Origin of the sequence: Paenibacillus sp. FSL R10-2734 (assembly GCF_037963865.1) — a bacterium.
Taxonomy (GTDB): Bacteria; Bacillota; Bacilli; order Paenibacillales; family Paenibacillaceae; genus Paenibacillus_AQ.
The window spans coordinates 3,224,271-3,243,002 of the sequence record NZ_CP150170.1 but is presented as its reverse complement, the minus strand read 5'-3'; the positions used below and the strand labels follow the sequence as shown (position 1 = coordinate 3,243,002).

Annotated in this window: 17 protein-coding genes and 1 pseudogene; 2 read left to right on the top strand and 16 right to left on the bottom strand. The window is 40.4% G+C overall.

What is annotated here, in order from left to right:
• Position 1: 1 nt before the first annotated feature.
• The 11 genes from NSS67_RS14165 to NSS67_RS14115 all read right to left on the bottom strand — a co-directional run bounded on the left by NSS67_RS14165 (position 2) and on the right by NSS67_RS14115 (position 12,626).
• On the bottom strand, positions 2 to 1,816 hold the full coding sequence (locus NSS67_RS14165) for a flavocytochrome c (RefSeq protein ID WP_339320134.1): 1,815 nt from the start codon (positions 1,814 to 1,816) through the stop codon (positions 2 to 4).
• 101 nt (positions 1,817 to 1,917) lie between these two features.
• Entirely contained in the window at positions 1,918 to 2,583 is a 666-nt protein-coding gene (locus NSS67_RS14160; RefSeq protein WP_339320133.1) for a response regulator, read from the bottom strand.
• Entirely contained in the window at positions 2,555 to 4,177 is a 1,623-nt protein-coding gene (locus NSS67_RS14155; RefSeq protein ID WP_339320132.1) for a sensor histidine kinase, read from the bottom strand. The genes NSS67_RS14160 and NSS67_RS14155 overlap by 29 nt, the downstream gene beginning before the upstream one ends.
• 135 nt (positions 4,178 to 4,312) lie before the next feature.
• Entirely contained in the window at positions 4,313 to 4,900 is a 588-nt protein-coding gene (locus NSS67_RS14150; RefSeq protein WP_339320131.1) for an ankyrin repeat domain-containing protein, read from the bottom strand.
• A 102-nt stretch (positions 4,901 to 5,002) separates the two neighbouring features.
• Positions 5,003 to 6,490: an S-layer homology domain-containing protein gene (locus NSS67_RS14145; RefSeq protein ID WP_339320130.1), complete on the bottom strand. Its 1,488-nt coding sequence runs from the start codon at positions 6,488 to 6,490 to the stop codon at positions 5,003 to 5,005.
• Between the two features lie 148 nt (positions 6,491 to 6,638).
• Positions 6,639 to 7,331, bottom strand: coding sequence for a response regulator transcription factor (locus NSS67_RS14140; protein WP_339320129.1), 693 nt, complete (start codon positions 7,329 to 7,331; stop codon positions 6,639 to 6,641).
• Positions 7,309 to 8,808, bottom strand: coding sequence for a HAMP domain-containing sensor histidine kinase (locus NSS67_RS14135; protein WP_339320128.1), 1,500 nt, complete (start codon positions 8,806 to 8,808; stop codon positions 7,309 to 7,311). Before NSS67_RS14135 ends, NSS67_RS14140 begins: the two co-directional genes overlap by 23 nt.
• A gap of 160 nt (positions 8,809 to 8,968) precedes the next feature.
• On the bottom strand, positions 8,969 to 9,853 hold the full coding sequence (locus NSS67_RS14130; protein WP_339320127.1) for an AraC family transcriptional regulator: 885 nt from the start codon (positions 9,851 to 9,853) through the stop codon (positions 8,969 to 8,971).
• A 41-nt stretch (positions 9,854 to 9,894) separates the two neighbouring features.
• Positions 9,895 to 10,734, bottom strand: coding sequence for a sugar phosphate isomerase/epimerase (locus NSS67_RS14125; RefSeq protein WP_339320126.1), 840 nt, complete (start codon positions 10,732 to 10,734; stop codon positions 9,895 to 9,897).
• Positions 10,735 to 10,769: 35 nt separating this feature from the next.
• On the bottom strand, positions 10,770 to 11,603 hold the full coding sequence (locus NSS67_RS14120) for a sugar phosphate isomerase/epimerase (protein ID WP_339320125.1): 834 nt from the start codon (positions 11,601 to 11,603) through the stop codon (positions 10,770 to 10,772).
• A gap of 15 nt (positions 11,604 to 11,618) precedes the next feature.
• The gene (locus tag NSS67_RS14115; RefSeq protein WP_339320124.1) at positions 11,619 to 12,626 is read right to left on the bottom strand and encodes a zinc-binding alcohol dehydrogenase; all 1,008 of its coding nucleotides are present in this window, start codon (positions 12,624 to 12,626) and stop codon (positions 11,619 to 11,621) included.
• A gap of 207 nt (positions 12,627 to 12,833) precedes the next feature.
• Here NSS67_RS14115 and NSS67_RS14110 point away from each other — a divergent pair, with 207 nt between their 5' ends.
• The gene (locus tag NSS67_RS14110; protein ID WP_339320123.1) at positions 12,834 to 13,733 is read left to right on the top strand and encodes a LysR family transcriptional regulator; all 900 of its coding nucleotides are present in this window, start codon (positions 12,834 to 12,836) and stop codon (positions 13,731 to 13,733) included.
• 8 nt (positions 13,734 to 13,741) lie between these two features.
• Here the strand turns inward: NSS67_RS14110 and NSS67_RS14105 are convergent, their stop codons facing one another.
• The 3 genes from NSS67_RS14105 to NSS67_RS14095 form a co-directional block, all read right to left on the bottom strand.
• The gene (locus NSS67_RS14105) at positions 13,742 to 14,731 is read right to left on the bottom strand and encodes an aldo/keto reductase family protein (protein ID WP_339320122.1); all 990 of its coding nucleotides are present in this window, start codon (positions 14,729 to 14,731) and stop codon (positions 13,742 to 13,744) included.
• A gap of 210 nt (positions 14,732 to 14,941) precedes the next feature.
• A complete protein-coding gene (locus NSS67_RS14100; protein WP_339320121.1) occupies positions 14,942 to 16,030 on the bottom strand; it encodes a DUF1648 domain-containing protein in 1,089 nt (362 codons plus the stop codon).
• Positions 16,031 to 16,266: 236 nt separating this feature from the next.
• Positions 16,267 to 16,572 (bottom strand): hypothetical protein, encoded by a 306-nt coding sequence (locus NSS67_RS14095; protein ID WP_339320120.1) that lies wholly within the window; start codon positions 16,570 to 16,572, stop codon positions 16,267 to 16,269.
• Positions 16,573 to 17,008: 436 nt separating this feature from the next.
• Between NSS67_RS14095 and NSS67_RS14090 the strand changes: the two are divergent.
• Positions 17,009 to 17,143 (top strand): annotated as a pseudogene (locus NSS67_RS14090) (XRE family transcriptional regulator); the annotation flags it as partial.
• 72 nt (positions 17,144 to 17,215) lie between these two features.
• On the opposite strand, the gene NSS67_RS14085 reads toward NSS67_RS14090, so the two are convergent.
• Together NSS67_RS14085 and NSS67_RS14080 are read right to left on the bottom strand one after the other, a co-directional pair.
• Complete coding sequence (locus tag NSS67_RS14085) at positions 17,216 to 17,710, bottom strand: effector binding domain-containing protein (RefSeq protein WP_339320119.1); 495 nt, start codon at positions 17,708 to 17,710, stop codon at positions 17,216 to 17,218.
• Between the two features lie 115 nt (positions 17,711 to 17,825).
• Complete coding sequence (locus NSS67_RS14080; RefSeq protein ID WP_339320118.1) at positions 17,826 to 18,677, bottom strand: MurR/RpiR family transcriptional regulator; 852 nt, start codon at positions 18,675 to 18,677, stop codon at positions 17,826 to 17,828.
• Between the last annotated feature and the right edge of the window lie 55 nt (positions 18,678 to 18,732).

Sequence of the window (18,732 nt, the reverse complement as noted above, 5' to 3'; positions counted from 1 at the left end):
TTTATTTAGCTTGATCTAAGGCTAATTTCACTGCTTCCATCAAGGCTTTGCTAGAATTGGTTGCACCACTGATAGCATCCTGTTCAGTCGATTGTTCGTAAATAATTTTCGGTATTAATTGTTCTTCTACTGTGGTGAAGATCGGGCCAGTTTCAGAAAACTCCTTAACTTCAATGCTATGAAGAAGACCTCCCTTAACTTCTATCTCTACTGTTAAATCACCATTATTACCTTTACCAGAAGCCGTATAAGTGCCATCTTTGTAATTTCCTACTAAACCTTCCTTAACCCCAGTAACTTTTACTTCGGTGTCCTTAGTCCCTTGCTCATTAAGAAGACTTCCATTCTTGATAGCAAGCTCAGACGCTTTGATGCCAGCCTGTCTACCAAATATGATAATATCGGCAACCGCATTACCACCCAACCGGTTAGCACCATGAATACCGCCAGTTGTTTCACCAGCAGCATAAAGCCCCTGGATTGGAGTTCCATCACTCTTACAGACCTCTGCATTTGTATTAATTTTGATTCCACCCATTGTATGGTGTACCCCAGGACCCACTTTAATTGCATAGTAAGGGGCTTTAGTCAGGTCATTATCCATACCTGTATTACGACCAAATTCCTCATCTTTCTTATTTACTACTGACGTATTCCAACGATCTAACGTTGATTTAAGCGTAGATGGATCAATTGCTAGTTTAGTCGCGAGATCTTCAATCGAACTGCCTTCAGTAACGAGACCCTTTTTAATCAATCCCTCAATTGCTTGCATATTATCTCGTAACCGCTGATCAATGATAATATATGTATATTTACCCTCTTGTTCTAATATCTTGGCGGACAACACATCTCGAGTTAACATTTCACTGGTAAAACGTACTCCTCCTTGATTAACAAAAATAGCTCCAAGACCACGAACAGATTCCGATATTACTTCAGCCTTACTTTGTTCTACAGTAGGATTCGTTTGAATTTGATCCATATCTACTAACCCAGCTCCAAGTGGTTCAGACATAATAATGCCATCTCCCGTAGCACCTGCATGATTAGTAGTAATAAATCCTTTCAAATCTTCTCTATACTTTGTATAAAGTGCTTCATTTGCTGCAAATCCGCCGGTTGCTACAATGACTGCATCAGCATTAATTTGGATTTCCTGTTGAGTATCATTATTGATCGCTTTGACACCACCAATTTTACCAGTAGCATCAATAATTTCTGTAACCGTTGTATTAACTATTGTTTCAATATTACGCTCTTTCATGTTCTTGTTTAAAGTTTCAATTAGAACAGCCCCAACATCTTTACCACCCGTTGGACGATGCATTCTAGGATTTGTGGCTCCTGCACCTGGAGCTACATCACCCAAGTCCATACCGATGGAAATCAGCCACTCCACAGCCTCAGCAGAATTATCCGTGAAATATTTCACTAATTGGGGATCGTTTAAATTCTTACCGCCTTCCATTGTATCCTTGTAGAAAGTGTCTATAGAATCATTGATTCCTAATTTCTTTTGCACACTAGTTTCAGCTGCATTTAACCCACCTTTAGAGCGAACAGTGTTCCCCCCAACAAAAGGCATTTTCTCCACCACAATTACTTTCGCACCTGCATCATGAGCTTCTATTGCTGCTGTTAAGCCAGCGCCTCCTCCTCCGACTACTACAACATCTACTTCCTTAGTTTGATTAGTTGATTTGACATCGCTAGAACTGACCTCGGTTGAATTGGCACCGGTCGAACCCCCACCAGAATTACAGCCTGTAATTAAGAAGATACATGAGAATGCAATCATTAAACCTTTTTTCATTTTGAAAGAAGCCTCCTTTTTTCAAAGATCGTAACATAGCTCAGGAAGGATTCTACATAAGTAAAGTTTCTAAAGAGTTTTTCAAATAAAAAAAGTGAGTTCTAGATCACGCACTGATGATAAATATAAATAGGTCTGCCCACAGAACCATATTTCAAATCTTTGGTCAACACATTAATTTCAGTTAGATAATCAAGATAATGTCTTATAGTTACAGTGGAAATAGCCAGATCTTCTGCAAGTTTTCGAACTTCGATCTCATACTCAGCTTTTGTTATATACTCTTTAATCAAAGCTAAAGTATGGCAATGAATCCCTTTAGGTACTTCGGCTTCTGATTTCAATTCAAAGAGGCAATCCAGATTAGCTTGATTTATTTCTTCATGATCATTGAATAATTCATATCTTTTCCGATATTTCTCTAATGAAATTCGGATTCTATCGAACTTAAACGGTTTGATTAAATAATCAACCGCTCCAAGCTTCAAGCCCTGATCAATAATATTTCTTTCCTTGGCAGCTGTAACGAATATAATATCAACTTCACTATAGCTCTTTCGCAATTGCTTGAGTAACTCAAGTCCATCCATCCTTGGCATGAACACATCGAGAATTAATAAATCAATTGACATATTTCCCATTAAATCCAAGGCTTGTTCCCCATCTTCAGACCATCCAACGACCTCAAAACCTTTAACATTTTGAATATATTGTGTATTAATTTCTGCAACCATCGGATCATCTTCGACGATAAGTACTCGAATCAATTGATGTTCCCTCCTTGTTAAAAATAATCGTAAATGTTGTGCCCTTTCCAGGTATGCTCTCTATACCTAGCAGTCCCTGATATTTCTCAACATTCTCTTTCACCAAATATAATCCATAGCCTAAGCCGCTATCTTTGGTTGTATAACCTTTCTGACAAGCCAATGAAATATCAACAATTCCTAGACCATTATCAGAAATCTCCAGCCGGATCAGTGATTCCTCTTCTAATAAAAGAATATCAATGATTTTCTCTTTTTTATCCACTACATTTAAATGTTCCAAAGCATTATCAATCAAGTTGCCTATAATAACAACCAGACTATTAATATCCATGAGAAACTGATTGTCAAAATAACTATCCTCATGTAATCGAACATCAACCTTCAGCTCATGACCACGACTAATTTTGCCAATCAATAAGGAAGCAATCGTAGGCTCTTTAACTAGTTTCAAAATATGACTGACATTATTCTGTATATCATCACTAACTGTTGAGATATAGTTAACAGCCGCTTCAAGCTTATCACATTCAATGTATCCAAGAATCACATGAAGCTTATTCTTAAATTCATGGGTGGTAGCTCGCAGAGAATCGACTATTTTATGTACACCTGTTACTTGTTCAGATAGCCTAATAATTTCGGTTTGATCCCTGAAAGAGGATACACCACCAATTATTTTATCGTCATTGATGATGGGGATATTATTTGAGTTTACGATAATGTCTTTTAACGCATGTTGGTAATCGAAGATCGATTCTTTAGTATCGATCACATCAGGTAGTTTACTTTGTGGAAATACTTTTGTGATATACTCTCCGAGAACATCCTCGTTCCCACATCTAATTAACTCCAGAGCCTGCTTGTTTATTAATGTGATTCTACCCTCTAGATCTATGGCAATGATCCCCTCCCGAATCGTGGCTAATATCCCTTTATTCTCTGAATATAATCTAGCAATATCTTCCGGCTCAAAATTAAGTAGAGAACGCTTAATCGTTCGTGAAACATAAAAAGCACCAATAAGGCCCAGGGTTACACTAAGGGCAATGAATAACAACATGATTAGAATGATTTGTTGCTTTGCCTTTGCCACAGAAGTTAATAGGGAACCTGCCATAACAAATCCTAGAATATCCCCCTCTTTGGTCTTGATGGGCGCAAAAGCCCTCATGGAGTCCCCCAAAGTTCCTGGTCCTGTAGACACGTAAGTTTGACCATATTTTAATGCATTTTCATGATCTTCTGCGGAGAAGAAATCACCTAATCTATCTTCCTTAGTATGTCCATAACGAATTCCTTCTGTATCAGCAACAACCATAATATCAATGTCGGTACTAGCTGCTTGTGTTTTTTCAATGAAATCCTGAATTTTATAACCATTGTCCGAAGGATTCTCCAATCCTTCAATCAGAATAGGCGATAATTTGCTAATATTTACAATATTCAGAACATTCTTCTTAATGTTGTTCGACATATGATAAATACTCCAATAGCCCACCGCAGTAATACTTAAAATTATGGATATAAGAACAATCATAATTACTAATAATGAAATTCTTTGTGCTAGTTTAAGCTTAATTATTCGTCTCATGATATAATTCCAATCTGATTCATTGTTGTGATTCCACTAAAGTGAAAGTACGTTCATTTTATCACAAAGATGTATGTGAGGAGAAAAAAAAGAAACTCCTCTCAATATGGAATTTCCTTTTTAAAAGTTCATATTTTAGCTTAACATTTCTACCATTTCTTGATAGCCCCTATTTTGCGCATGCTGTAAAGGACTAATTCCTTTAGCATCTGCAATATGAATATCAGCACCATGATGAATTAACAGTTGAACAATAGCTTGGTGCTCCTTTCCTCCATCGCCCAATATGATAGCTTCAAGTAATGCAGTCCAACCAAGATTATTGATATGATCAATATTGACGTCAGAGGTTGTAAGAAGCTCTTCCACAATGTCCACATGACCGCGGTCGGCAGCAGGAATAAGTGCAGTTCCACCAAACCTGTTCAGAATAGCTGTATCCGCTCCTGCGGCAACAGAAGCCTTCACAAAATCAAGCATACCTTCAGCTCCAGCATAGAGCAGAGGATTATCTGAACGGTTGTCGCGAATATTGATATTGGCACCTTTTTCAAGCAAAAGCTTAAATATATCGAGTTGATTACTGTGTACAGCGATCATAGCAGACGTTCTACCCTCACTGTCTGTAGCGTCAATATCTGCACCGTCTTCCAATAGTTTTATTATAAGATCCTTATCTCCTTGCTGGGCAGCAGCTAACAGTGCTTGGTTTAACTTTTCCATTTCATTGTTCACCTCCTGAGTTGATTGACATCCTGAAATAAAGAGGATTAGTGTTAACACGAGAAAGCGTATGGCAACCAACCCCTTTCATGTAGATTTGCCTTATTTCGAAGTGAATGCTGCTTGGGAAGTAGCCCATGCGCCTAGTGGTGTTACAGTATATGTTGTCTCTGCGGCCAATTTACCGTTATTCGTAATATCGAATACACCTACGGCACCTTTACGACTGGAGAATTTATACGTTGCAACCAATTTGTCTCCGTTTGGAGCTGTTAGCTGTACACTACGACCCGAAAATAATTCATCGCCAGGGTCTTGCGCCAAGGTTACATTAATTGATGTTTCACTGACAGCTTCTGCACCTGAGATTTGCAATGACGCGATTTCTTTTGCTTCGAATGATGGATTTGCTATATTAGCCCAGTCGGACGTTACAGTATATTTCACGCCCGGTTTCAATACCTGTCCTTCAGGGAGCCGGAATTTCGGCTCAATCCTACCGTCTGTCGATTGGGTGAATGGGACATACTTGGCAACGATGGATTCCCCACCTTCTGGTGTTATGGTTACTTGTCTGCCCTGCATGGAAGGAATGATTTGATACGTTATGCCATTCGCTTTGTTATTCTCATCCAATACAAATGCGTTCGCACCACGACCACCACTGTATGCAGAGATGACATACCCATAGTCAATGACGCCATTTGTTTTCAGTGCTTCAATCTCAAAGGTGTCGTTGGTTACCTGATTAGTTGTTGTCATATCCACCTTAGCTGCGTTTCCTACAAATGATCCTGCTTTCTTACCATTGTACGTTAAGTTATAGGTTGTTCCAGCTTTTTGCACCGATGTAGGAACGATGTACGTTGCGATGGAGCCGGTTTTCAACCGCGGCATATTCGTCAAGGTTAGACCGTCATTGAAAACAAAATCTTCTTTCGCCTTAGCAAACACTTCATTCTCAGCTGTCAAAGGAGCATCCAAGGTTACGATTAAGGTAATTTCATTGATCGATTTTACACTTGTAATTTGAGCTTTATCGGAAGGAATTGCTTTACGCGCTGTATTTAGTAAAGCCGCTGCATCACCTCGTGTTGCGGGTTCAGGAGTGGAATTCAATTTATTAGCCCAGTAGTTCACCGATAAGACATCACGCTTCAACGCCTTTGATACTACTTGAACAAGTTCCGCATCCGTTACCGTTTCGTTAGGGTTGAATTTGCCTTCTTCCGTTTCCATAATTCCTAAACCAACAAGTACTGACGCATATTTGTAATACCATACGTTCGAATTCACATCGGTGAATGGAGTAGCGTTCTCCTCGGCACCTTGTAATTTAAAGGTCAACGCTACCATTTTCGCTAATTCTGCACGATTGATTGGATTGTGTACACCCATCGAACGATCTGCATAACCCTGTAACACACCGAGTCCTGTAAGTACTTCAACTGCTGCTTGAACTTCTTGATCTGATAAGTTAGATGATACTGCAGGTGCTGCTTGTACATTTAACACCGCAAAGGGTAAAGAGGCTGCGCCTAGTGTTGCTGCGACTATCAATGCTGCTGCTTTTTTAGAAATGATTTTCATTGTATTTCCCCCTCAAGAATCATTAAGTTATTTGATGCTCCTGTCTATAACTAAATGATAATGGAAAGAAATAAACTCCCAAGAAACGATTTATTAATAAAGTATTAACTAGAGCTTAAAATTATCAAAAATCGTCAAGAAAACACCATTACACCGTAAACCGGTACCCTGCACCCCATACCGTTTCAATATACTGCGGATTCGAGGGGTCCGCTTCCAGCTTTTCTCGTATTTTGCGAATATGAACCGTGACCGTTGCGATATCCCCACTGGAATCCATCCCCCAGATCCGTTCGAATAGATCATCTTTGCTAAACACCCGATTCGGATGACTCGCTAAAAAGACCAGTACATCGAACTCACGCGCTGTAAACAAAACCTCTTGATTACGCACAAACACCCTGCGAGAATTTTTATCGATATGAACTCCACGGATTTGGATCTCATGCTTTTCCATAGGTTCTAGCTTACTGCGCATGCGTTCATATCTTGTTAGGTGTGTCTTTGCTCTTGCCACTAATTCACTCGGACTAAATGGCTTCGTAATATAATCATCCGCTCCGAGATTAAATGCCCGAAGCTTATCGATCTCCTCTTTCTTCGCAGATACAATAAAGATCGGCACTTCCTTCGCCTCCCTAATACGGCGGCACAATTCAAAACCATCGATGCCAGGTAGCTGCAAATCTACGATAACAAGATTGTAATCCCCTTCAAGAGCACGCCCAAGCCCTTCAGAACCTGTATGACATATATCAACGGCAAAACCGTTCAGCTCAAAATAATCCCTTTGCAATTGCGCAATCGTTGTCTCATCTTCAATAATCAGAATCCGTGTCATGCGAATGAAATCCTCCTTCATCGGTCGTTCGCTTTAACGTAAAGAACAGGCTTGAACCTACACCTTGTTCGCTTTCCATCCATATCGACCCACCATGCCCTTCAATAATCTGTCGAGCGATCGCAAGTCCGAGTCCGCTGCCGCCTGTCGATGAGTTTCGAGAAGGTTCCGCACGATAAAACCGTTCAAAGATATGTGGAAGAGCTTCAGCAGCAATCCCCATTCCATTATCCTTCACTTCTACAGTCACCCATTTACTATCATATTGAAGTGAAAAACGGATTAAAGGATGTGGCTTGTCCATATACTTTAGCGCATTTCCAATTACGTTCAGTAATACGCGTTTTAATTTATCCAAATCTGCAAGCACCTCAATACGCTCTGAGTTGTGCTCGTCCAGCTGAAAAGACACCCCATTATTTTCGTTATTGAAGCGCATCTCTTCGATACAATCGTCAAGGAATGCAATAATATCAACAGCTTCAAACGCAAACGGGACCTGATTCAAATCCAGCTTAGAATATAGGAACAATTCATCAACCAATTTATCCATCCCAATAGTTGTGTTATAAATAATGTCGACGTACATGTCCATCTTCTCTGGTGTATTGGCGACGCCATCTCGTATGCCTTCAATAAACCCTTTAATATTCGTAATCGGAGTACGTAAATCATGTGAAATATTTGAGATTAACTCCTTCCGATTCTCCTCATATTGCAGACGTAGATTCACTGACTCTTGCAGCCTCTGTCTCATCGTCTCGAACGCTTTATTTAATTGCCCGATCTCATCTCTGGATTGCAGGTTAAGCTCAAATTGAAGGTCACCCTCTTGAATTCGTTCTGCGGAATCCCTTAACTTGTTCAGTGGCTTAATAACACTTCGTGTAATCCAGCGATATAATAACACATTCGCAACCACAAGAACGCCAACCAATATCAACGAAAGGATTGGCAACAGCCTCCGTGTGAGTTCCGCAAATGGACTATGTTCTTTTATGACGAAAACACTGCCTTTCGCACCATCCGAATATTTAAAGTCAAATTTGGCATACCCATAAAATCTTTCTTTGATATTAAATGTGTTACGAATCTGATAGTTATTGAGATCGTAAGGAGGCAAAGCATCCTTTAATTCAGGTTGATTGAAGGTGCGTGATTCAAACACAGGGTCATTCACTCGCCTTACAAATAGTCCCGCTTTCTCTGTCTTTAGCTTAAAATCATATTCCAGTAACAAATCCTTGTTCTGTAATTCATCCGGGTCATGCTTGGCTAAATACTTTAATTCTAAAAAAATAGATTCCTCTTGCTCCGACAACGGATTTAATTGATAGTGCACTTTATAAAAATCCCGAAGGCTGTGAACATCTCCTGTAGAAGCAATTGTAAATAAAGCTGCCGTCATTACGATCATAAGTAAACTAACGACTAGCATTCCCGTATAAGATAACAGCAATTTTATCCGAATCGACACGACTCTTCCCCTCTCACTAGCATTAGATCCGCTAAATAGTCATCTCCGTATTTTAGTGAAATACTATCACATGGAGAAAAAGTTTGCTACGAGCGGTTAGATTATTTCAATTCAAAAAAAATCAACCATCCCAAAGAGCAAATGGTTGATTCCTTTATCGTTACTTGTTAATTAACGCAGAATCCATCGCGGCAAACTTACTAGGCATTACACCAACATTTGCTTTGAACGTTCGGCTGAACAAATGAATACTAGAGAATCCCACATCTTCAGCGATCTCCGTCAAATTCTGACTTCCCTGAACAATTCTCAATTTGGCCTGCTCGATACGAACATGCTTTAAGTAATTATGAATGGTGACCCCCAGCTGCGTCTTGAATACATACGACAGATGATTGGAAGTCACACCCACATGCCTACTGATGGATTTATTGCTTAACTCCGGATCTTGGTAGCTTTGATGTATATAATGAATGGCACCTTCAATTAAAGGCCATCCTTTTGTACTCTTCCCTTCCGTACCTTTGGACGGGTTCTGATTCCTAAAGAATAAAAACAACATTTCCAAGCATATAGACTTATTGATTAATATCCCGCCAAACGTTGGATATAGCAATTCTTTTTGCATTTGCATGAATCTTCTCTTCAATTCGATTCTGTCCGGGAGCTGCAAGTGAGATAGCGGATAAATATCGGCAAGCTGCAGCTCTCTAGGCACGATATCCTGTCTCCCGAGCCAAGGTCCATCCGTTTGATTAGAAGAGATTCTATCCTCGTCATAATATAGGTCAAAATGAAAGATATATTGCACTAAGGGTAAGTTCGAGGTGGATCGAATAATATGGGGCATGCATGGATGCATGAGCAGCATATCCCCTTCTCGAGCCAGGAATTTCACACCATTCAAGAAAAACTCCGCTTCTCCTTGATCTATATAGGTGTAGACGTGATCGTAATCCAACCATTCACCTGCTAGTGAGGAGGATTCCATGATTCTTGCTGATCGAACATAGGGAGAAATACTGTTCATCCATGACTGATTCACCTCGAATCTCCTCCTTCATCTGACATTTAAATGATCCTATTTTATATCCTAACCGGAATCTTTAATTGTTCTTCTACAAAATCTCGGCAGATTTCCATGGTATTATAAGGGCTATTGGGCGATTCATCCACTTCGAGTGTCACCCAACCGGAATAATTAATCTCATTCAGCGCTTCAATGGTTCGATGTAGATCAACAGATCCTTTGCCTAACTCGCAAAAATAAGGAAGCTGTGAATCAGGCGTAGCTGCAGACTTATCTGTCAGATCCTTCAAATGAACATAGGCCACTCTGTCCTGATACGTTCGGATGATGGATGCTGGGTCCATGCCCGCTCCTAGCAAATGTGCTGAATCCGGTGCAAGACATACAACCTTCGGATCTGTCAGACTCATCAAAATCTCGATTTCTTTCTCGTCTTGCCATTCCGTCCATAAATGCGGATGAACACAAGCCTTCACCCCTAACGCATAGGTTCTATTAGCCAATTCATTTATTGTAGCTGCGGCTACCTTCAATTCTTCCAACGTTGTTGGTTGATCTCGTGTGCCACCTGGACCTAACACAAGAATATCTGCTCCACATTTCGCTATGATTTTAGCTATCCGCACATTGTAGTCAATGGTACTCGAACGGTCCGCGAGATTGCCGAATCTTTGATGCTGTCCTCCAGGAGTCCCTCCATACAATGCTGTCATCTCTAGACCATACCCAGCCAAGATTTCTTGTAATTGTTCTGGATTGTCTTCATATTGAAGCGCAAAAGACGCCCACGGCTCAATCCCTGTATAACCTAGCTTGGAAACTTCCTCCAATGCCTTAATATGATTTTGTCCCCAAGTGATGGTGTGTGCAGCGATTCTACCTTTGAACGGATTCATCCTTCATTCTCCTTCCTGTGCAGGATTCGATGTGTTTAGATTTCCAGCGATGCGAATACTTTATCGAAACCTGCCTTGGAACGAGCAAATAATTCAGATGAACTTTGCCCGGAAGCTGGTGCTAGAATTTCTTGGGCGATCACGCCGGTATATCCGATCTTTTTCAAGCTTCCCAGGAATCCTGTAAGATCAATAGATCCTTCCCCTGGATACAATCGATCGGAATCTAGCAATTCTTCAATCGGTAGAGGTTTAGCATCATTGATATGGACATACGCGATTTGATGTGGTTGTAATTTCAGCAAATCCTCACTCGTTAATCCATTCGTATGCCAATGGTAGGAATCCAGCAACAACCCTACGTTTCTCACTTGAATCGTTTCCATCCAGCTCAACGTATCTTTCATTGACCAGATCATTGGATTTGCCCATTGTGTGCGTAAGTGATGAGGACCTACGAACTCTAATGCTAATGTAATTCCATAAGCGCCTAATATTTCTGCACATAGTCTTAAACGTCTTGTGGCTGCAATCATGAACGATGCGACCGGAAGATCTGTCGAAGGTAAAATATATGTACAGCATGTGGTGCAATTTAATGCAGCAGCGGCCTCAGCCATCTCGGTAAGCGATTGCAACCCCACTTTGAAGCTGTCCTCAGTCGTACGCCAATCTACCTCTAAACCAAATGATCCTAAGATGATGCCATGGCTTGCAAGCAATTGTACAGCCCCATCCTTGCCATACTGCTGCACCAACTCCAATGGATTCGCATCTATAGACTGGAAGCCAAATTGGCTCGCAAGTCTGATGTATTCTTCTTTTGAACTGAGTTCCCCTAAGCCTGCTGTTGTTAATCCTCTTATCATCTTCATTCTCTCCTTTTATGACCAATCAAACAGTACGCCATTGTACTGATCTTTATTGGTTCTTAATCCCTCATATGCTTCGCTCGCTTGCTCCGGCTTGATGACATGACTAATCAAAGGCTCGATTTGCAGCTTCTGTTGTTGCATAAGATCAAATACAATGCCAGAATTACGAACCAAGGAATGTTTAACAAACTGATTAGGCTCTGTAGGATAACGCCACTCGTGAGCTCCTTTAAATGTAATACATCCCCGATTATACAGATGGCAGTAATTAAGTACATCCGTAATATCTGTATTGTATTCCCCACGCGGACTGCCTAAAAAGATGATTTCTCCTTGTGAGCCGATATATTGAAGACTATCAACTCCAACCTTGGAGATGCCAGTTGCCTCAATATGACTGGAGACACCTTTGCCATTAGTCAACGTCATAATCTGCTCTTGCAACGAGCCTTCACCGCTATCCAAGGTGTAATCCACACCGCACTGACGCGCAGTCCGCAACCGTTCCTTGGACAAATCCATGCCAATCACAGTAGCCCCCTGCAAACGAGCCAATTGAGCAGCAAGATTGCCCACCAAGCCAAGACCTGTCACACTCACTTTGTCTCCCAGTTCGATTTCTGACACACGTATCGATGTAAAAGCTACCGTAGCCATCCGGGTAAACGGTACCCACTTCAAGTCTAACTTATCCGGCACTCGAATGAAAACATCCTTAGCCTCAACAACTTGATATTCGCAATGATTTCCGTAATGAAAAACCACATCACCCGCTTGAAAATCCTGTACCCCTTTGCCACATTCTACGATCCGGCTGACGCTTGAATAGCCTGGACACAGTGGGAGCTTCGCCCAATCCTCTTTGCCAGATAACATCGCCATTTCTGTACCCGGACTAATCAGCGAATAAATCAATTTCACGAGAACTTCATGATCACCTAAGGGCTTTACTGCAAATTCCTCTTCAACCGTTTCCACTTGGAATGGACTTATGAACATTATTTTTCTATTTATCATCGACATTACACTCCCTATAATCATCTAGCGTTCTATTTAAATTTATGCTTTTTTAGGGGTCATGTCTTTGACTGCAAAAATGGTTTTTTGTCTGAAAGTAAGATGGGAGGTAGAGTTTAAGTGAGGAGACGACATGCCCTTCCTTTCATTTTCCTTCAAAGATCCTTATACTTGCTTGGAGAAGCATTTCAAGGGAGAATGAAAAGTATGGACATAAAAAAATTACAATACTTTATTGCTGTAGCAGAGGAACTGCATTTTAACCGTGCTGCAGAGAAGCTAAATATGACGCAGCCTCCCTTAAGCCAGCAAATTCAAGCTCTGGAGAATGAGATGGGTGTGAAACTATTAGAACGGAATAAAAGACAAGTTCGGCTCACGCCAGCGGGGGCAGTATTTCTAGAGGAAGCTAAATCCATTCTATCTCAACTGGAACGCTCTATTAAAACAACACAATTAGTCGATCAAGGAATTATCGGACATTTGAACATTGGATTTATAGATTCTGCATCTGGTGGAGTATTGGTTGATATGTTAAAAATGTTTCGGGAACGTTATCCCCAAGTACAACTCACATTACATGAGATGACGTCTGCTCAGCAGTGGCAGGCTTTACATGAAGGAACGATTCACATTGGATTTGTACGTTATACAGAGTCGGGCAAACATATCGATCATCGTCCCCTAGTCAATGAATCGCTTATTGCCGTTTTGCCAGAGCAGCATCACCTAGCTCATTTACCGGTATTATCCATTCGTTCTTTAGCATTAGAGCCTTTTATATCGTTCCCACGCCATTTAGGAGCTCCTTTTCATGACCTCATTATGAGCTTTTTCGCCCAACACGACATGTATCCGAATGTTGTGCAGGAAGCCATTCAGATGTACACCATTGTAAACTTGGTAGCTGCTAATCTTGGAGTTTCCATTGTGCCCTCTTCAGTCGCTATTTTTCAGCGCGAAGGTGTCGTATTTCGTTCTTTTGAAGAAAGCACACCATCGATTCCCCTTTATGCCGCTTGGAGAACCGATTGCGATCGTGCCTCCTTATCCGCGTTACTAGAGATCATAGGACAAATGAGTTCAGAAGCTATTAATCTTGAATAATATAATATTCAGCCCGTTTTTCTAGGATCACGTTCAACGAGTCCTTCTAGCACCCTATCGATTTGCATCATCACTTCCCTATCCAGACGAATTCCCGCAGCTTTGGCATTTTCTATTACCTGCGCAGGCTTCGATGCCCCAATAATTGCAGATGAGACTTGTGGATTTTGCAACACCCATGCTATAGCCAACTGCGGAAGCGTCAACCCAACTTCGCTGGCGATTGAAGAGAGATTCGAGATCGCCTCAAGCACCTCAGTCCGAAGCCACTGACCCGCCAATTTATTCATAAAAGGTGAGCCCGCAGCTGTTGAAGCACGAGAACCCTCTGGCAATGGTTGCCCTGGCATATATTTGCCTGAAAGAATCCCTTGAGCAAGCGGCGACCAGACCACCTGTCCAATCCCTTCCCGCTCACAAGCTTGAACTACCTCCGCCTCCATTACGCGCCATAACATCGAATATTGAGGTTGACTAGCCACCAACGGCACCTTTAATTCTCTAGCTAAAACAGCACCTTCTGCTATCTGATCCGCCGTCCACTCACTTATCCCGACATAAAGAACTTTACCTTGACGCACCAGATCCGAAAAAGCCAAAAAGGTCTCTTCAAGGGATACTGTTGCATCAAAACGATGCGCATAATAGACATCAATGTAATCGGTCTGTAATCTGTTCAGTGAAGCATGGCACGCCTCCATAATATGCTTGCGAGACAGACCTCTTGCGTTACGTCCCGTCCCTGTGGGATGGCACACTTTAGTACACAATTCGATATCAGCTCTGTGCACTCCTTTTAATGCTTGGCCCAGCACCATCTCAGCTTTCGTATCGGAATATACATCTGCAGTATCAAATGTTGTGATCCCTACATCCAATGCAGCATGAACACAAGCATGGGCAGTATCATTGTCCACTTGAGCACCATGTGTAATCCAATTACCATAAGCAATCTCACTTAGATGTAAGCCACTCGTTCCTAATTTGCGATAGTTCATTTTATACCCTCCTTTAGATAACAATTTGATTGTAACAAAGAGATATTAATACGAGAAATACTCTTTAATATGTGTTTTAATTCAAAAAAGATATTACTGAGAACCTTAAAGATAATAAAAAACGCCCTTTAGGCGTTTTTTTCGGTAAATATTCTGTTTCGAAACTCTAACTTCGCCTATACTCCGGTGAGTATTAACCTACAAGCCTTGTTACCGTACCACAACTAACAGTACAATAATTCCGAGACAAAACAGCCAGCTTACTGGGTGACCGAAATTTAATCCCCAGCCGACTCCGAGCCTTTTCTTGACGATTAGGTTTTGATCTTTGCGATTGAAATAAATCATACCTAATAGCCATTTATCATCATCATGGACAGGTCTGACATTGGAGCTATCGGCAGATCGCTCCAAGCGGCTTTCGCCCTGACCAGCCCAGAACGATAAGACGAAGGCGTATAGGATGATAAGGGCTATTATGATTAGGATAATAGGGATAGCGAAATTCATGTTAAGCAGAGATATCATGTTTAGTTGCACGACGGAAAACAGGATAACTATTAAGAAGCTTGCTGTAATCATAAAATATGACCAAGTACGGCGGAAAGTTACGTCTTGTCTGATGGAACGATTAGGATCAGTGGGTTTAACCTGCTGCTTCACTCTGCGAATACTCCAATTCTCAAATATGAACAAAAGTGTTATGAACACTTGCATTATGGTAGGCATAAACACAATACTATAAGATTTAGCTGCATAACGGTCTACGTTCAAACTGCTGTTGAAATGGATCGGAATCTGATCAGGAATCTGATCGTAGTTGCGTAGCACAGTTACAATACTAACAACAATAAATAAAACATGAATGAGGAACCAAATACTAGACAAGCCAATGTTTCTTTTCCGAAATCCAGTGTCCACTGCCATGATCGATGGTTCCAGAGCAATAGGCAGCATAGGTAGTAAACTTTTCATTTTGAAATGATAGCTAATGTTTATGACTAGGGAGATTACGACCATGGCGAGTGAATAAGTGACAATGATCCAACTTTGTTGCTTGGAATGTTCATCACCGTATATTAGACAGATGATACAAACAATGAATAGGATGGTATGCAAGGTAGCACTAATCCTAGCATATGACTTCCGCATCTGGCGCAGAGGCTCACTATGGAATTGTACAGGGCTGACGGTGACCCCAAAACTAATCGTCTCTCTTGTTAAATAAGGCATGCTTACCATAAGTACAATGGCAGGTACAAATACAAAGATCATTACTATAACAGGCATTATCGTCATATCATTCGCCTCCTCTTATACATAAGTGTGTATTTGAAAACTCAATAACCCTTATAGCATAGGCGATTCATCACTATGCCTTTTTGCGTATGATTATCCTATTAACTTAGGATAAGTAATCGACTTGAACATAAATTTTATTATAATCGATTTTACTGACTATAGGGGTGAAATTAACAATTTATCCAGTTTTTTCGCTACGCAGAGCTACTCATCTGACAACTCAATTATGGCAATTACATCTGTTTGAAATTCTGTGTAGGTAAAGAACAGGATTTCGGATGAAGGGTGGGATAACCAGCAGTAGTAAAATTGTGCGAAATGCTCGCCTCGTATCTGCAATGGTTAAGATATTTCTCTACAATCGCTCGATAAATCGGACGCTTCATTTCATCCACCAGTACCGACCTCGTGTTCTTATCATAATAGTATGGAAACAGTTGCTTTCCGTTTGTCCAAATGCCTTTCTTCGCTCCAGCCTCTTTGTCCTGCTTCATTCTTCGCTTAATCGTTTTGTATTCTATTCTGGCAAAAATGGACATGAAGTCAAAGGATACATTGAGTTAATTCTTGCCTTATCTCTTCATGAATTTGAATTTCTTCTACCTGATGCTCAATGCTTGACTGCTCATTTTCACCTTAAAGCTATTCTGGGATCGTTTGTTCACCTTCCAGTCTAACCTGATTGCTTCCACGGATATTTCTGCTTGAAATCCTATTCTTATTTGCCATAAAATAAACCCAAAAAAAACCGAAGCGTATTTACACCCCGGTTCCTTTACTGACTTATTATATGCCATCGTAAATAGAATCTTTATCACCACTAAATACATCAATCATCATTAATGCTCCTATTTTATAGCCTTGGATAAAAGATAATCTTCGGATAACCTCACTTTGAGCATCTCCAAAAAATTAATGATTTTCTGATTAATCTTCTGCAATTCCGGATCACTTGGCTTAATTAACTCATTCGGATACTCCCGTTACGAGAATGGAAATCTGGATGTTCCGAGCGCCGTTTTAATTACGCTAGCTAATTTCCATAAAGTAAGCATCGACTATATTTTGGGTCAGACAGATAACCCTAAGCGCAATCCCGGCAAAAAATAATAATCCGCAACACAAACAAGCTTCTGTGATATTCACAGGAGCTTGTTCACGTCTAGGCTAAAGCATAAATAATTACTTCAATGCTACAAACAAATCAATCTCATTGTCTAGACTTTCAGGATTATATCTTTCATCCCAAATTTCAAAATCATAATCCTTTGGTTCATTTCCAGTTTCTCTAATCAATTGACCATATACATAGTCATACGAATTACTAAGTTCCGATTCAAGTCCTTTATGTGTGTAAGTAACATACTTACTCTCAGTCACAGCATGACTTATCATATTTAAAGGAACATCGCCTTGTTTGCTTACCTCATAGCAAAGAATATGTGTAAACCTATCCACCTGAGGATTAAAATCGTGCTTAATAGGATAAATCTGCATTAAAATTACATTCTCATTTTTCTTGTTTTGAATTTCGTCTTTTCTTTCAAATAGCGAATGATAAATGTTCTTACCAAGACCAGACTCAAATTCTTTAATATCTGCTTCAATTTTGTAACCTACAACATGAAAAGGGGGTAATGTTATTACTTTAGCTTCCAGAAAATCTCCTCCAATCAAATATAAGGAATACAATTGATTATACTATTAAATGGAAGAATAGTTCGATTTGCTTAAAGTAATTATAAATAAAAAAGCTTCCCCCATACTCTGGCAGAAGCTTCTTATCACAACATTAATCATACAAAACTTCAATCATTTGTCTTGTCTTCGCTAGCTGCTCCAAAGTAAAATCATGCTGAGCAGAAGCATATGCGCTAAAAACAATATCGAGCACAAATAATTGAGCAAATCTAGAGCTTGTTGCCGCACTACGTAGTGTTGCTTCCGGCGCACGTGATGTATATAAAGAAACATCAGCTAGCTGAGAAAGCTTGTTATTTCCAGGACGAGTGAGGCTGATTGTTTTTATCCCCTGTTCCTTAGCTCGTTTTATTAATTGAATAACCTCTCTTGTTTCACCGCTATACGAAATTCCCCAGAAGACGGCATTTTCTGATTTCGTAGCCATGGCCGCTGCTAATAAATGACGATCTGAAATCGCATATACATTTTTTCCAAGCCGAAGCCATTTTTGTGCTGCATCTTCTGCAATAATGAATGAGGCACCAATCCCATAAACATAAATTACTTCTGCCTGTTGCAGCATGTTCACTGCCTGCTCAATAGTTTGCGCATCCAGTTGACTGGCCGTATTCTGAAAGGTCAGTATTGTATTTGACAACATTTTCTCAATGATAGAATTCACCGTTTCATTCGCTTCAACATCAAAGAAGCCAACATGCTGCGTGTTTTCTACTTCCGCTGATAAACGGATTTTCAGAGCGGGAAAACCGTCTATTCCTAACGACCTGCAAAAACGAACAACCGCCGCACTACTTGCCTCCGATTTCGTCGCTAACTCATGTATGGTCATATGCATCACATCTTTAGCATTTGCAAGAATGTACTCAGCAACTTTTTTTTCTGATTCTGGCAGCTCATTTAATACCAGTTCAATCTGAGAAATCATACTCCCTACTACCAAGTCCTTATCTCCTCTGCTTTATCTATTTATCTTATTGTATCAAAATAGTAGGGAG

What these genes read in the sequence shown, in the direction of transcription:
- NSS67_RS14165 (WP_339320134.1), bottom strand. Translation starts at nt 1,816, where the DNA reads ATGAAAAAAGGTTTAATGATTGCATTCTCATGTATCTTCTTAATTACA.
- NSS67_RS14155 (WP_339320132.1), bottom strand. Translation starts at nt 4,177, where the DNA reads ATGAGACGAATAATTAAGCTTAAACTAGCACAAAGAATTTCATTATTA.
- NSS67_RS14150 (WP_339320131.1), bottom strand. Translation starts at nt 4,900, where the DNA reads ATGGAAAAGTTAAACCAAGCACTGTTAGCTGCTGCCCAGCAAGGAGAT.
- NSS67_RS14145 (WP_339320130.1), bottom strand. Translation starts at nt 6,490, where the DNA reads ATGAAAATCATTTCTAAAAAAGCAGCAGCATTGATAGTCGCAGCAACA.
- NSS67_RS14140 (WP_339320129.1), bottom strand. Translation starts at nt 7,331, where the DNA reads ATGACACGGATTCTGATTATTGAAGATGAGACAACGATTGCGCAATTG.
- NSS67_RS14125 (WP_339320126.1), bottom strand. Translation starts at nt 10,734, where the DNA reads ATGAATCCGTTCAAAGGTAGAATCGCTGCACACACCATCACTTGGGGA.
- NSS67_RS14120 (WP_339320125.1), bottom strand. Translation starts at nt 11,603, where the DNA reads ATGATAAGAGGATTAACAACAGCAGGCTTAGGGGAACTCAGTTCAAAA.
- NSS67_RS14115 (WP_339320124.1), bottom strand. Translation starts at nt 12,626, where the DNA reads ATGATAAATAGAAAAATAATGTTCATAAGTCCATTCCAAGTGGAAACG.
- NSS67_RS14110 (WP_339320123.1), top strand. Translation starts at nt 12,834, where the DNA reads ATGGACATAAAAAAATTACAATACTTTATTGCTGTAGCAGAGGAACTG.
- NSS67_RS14105 (WP_339320122.1), bottom strand. Translation starts at nt 14,731, where the DNA reads ATGAACTATCGCAAATTAGGAACGAGTGGCTTACATCTAAGTGAGATT.
- NSS67_RS14100 (WP_339320121.1), bottom strand. Translation starts at nt 16,030, where the DNA reads ATGACGATAATGCCTGTTATAGTAATGATCTTTGTATTTGTACCTGCC.
- NSS67_RS14095 (WP_339320120.1), bottom strand. Translation starts at nt 16,572, where the DNA reads ATGTCCATTTTTGCCAGAATAGAATACAAAACGATTAAGCGAAGAATG.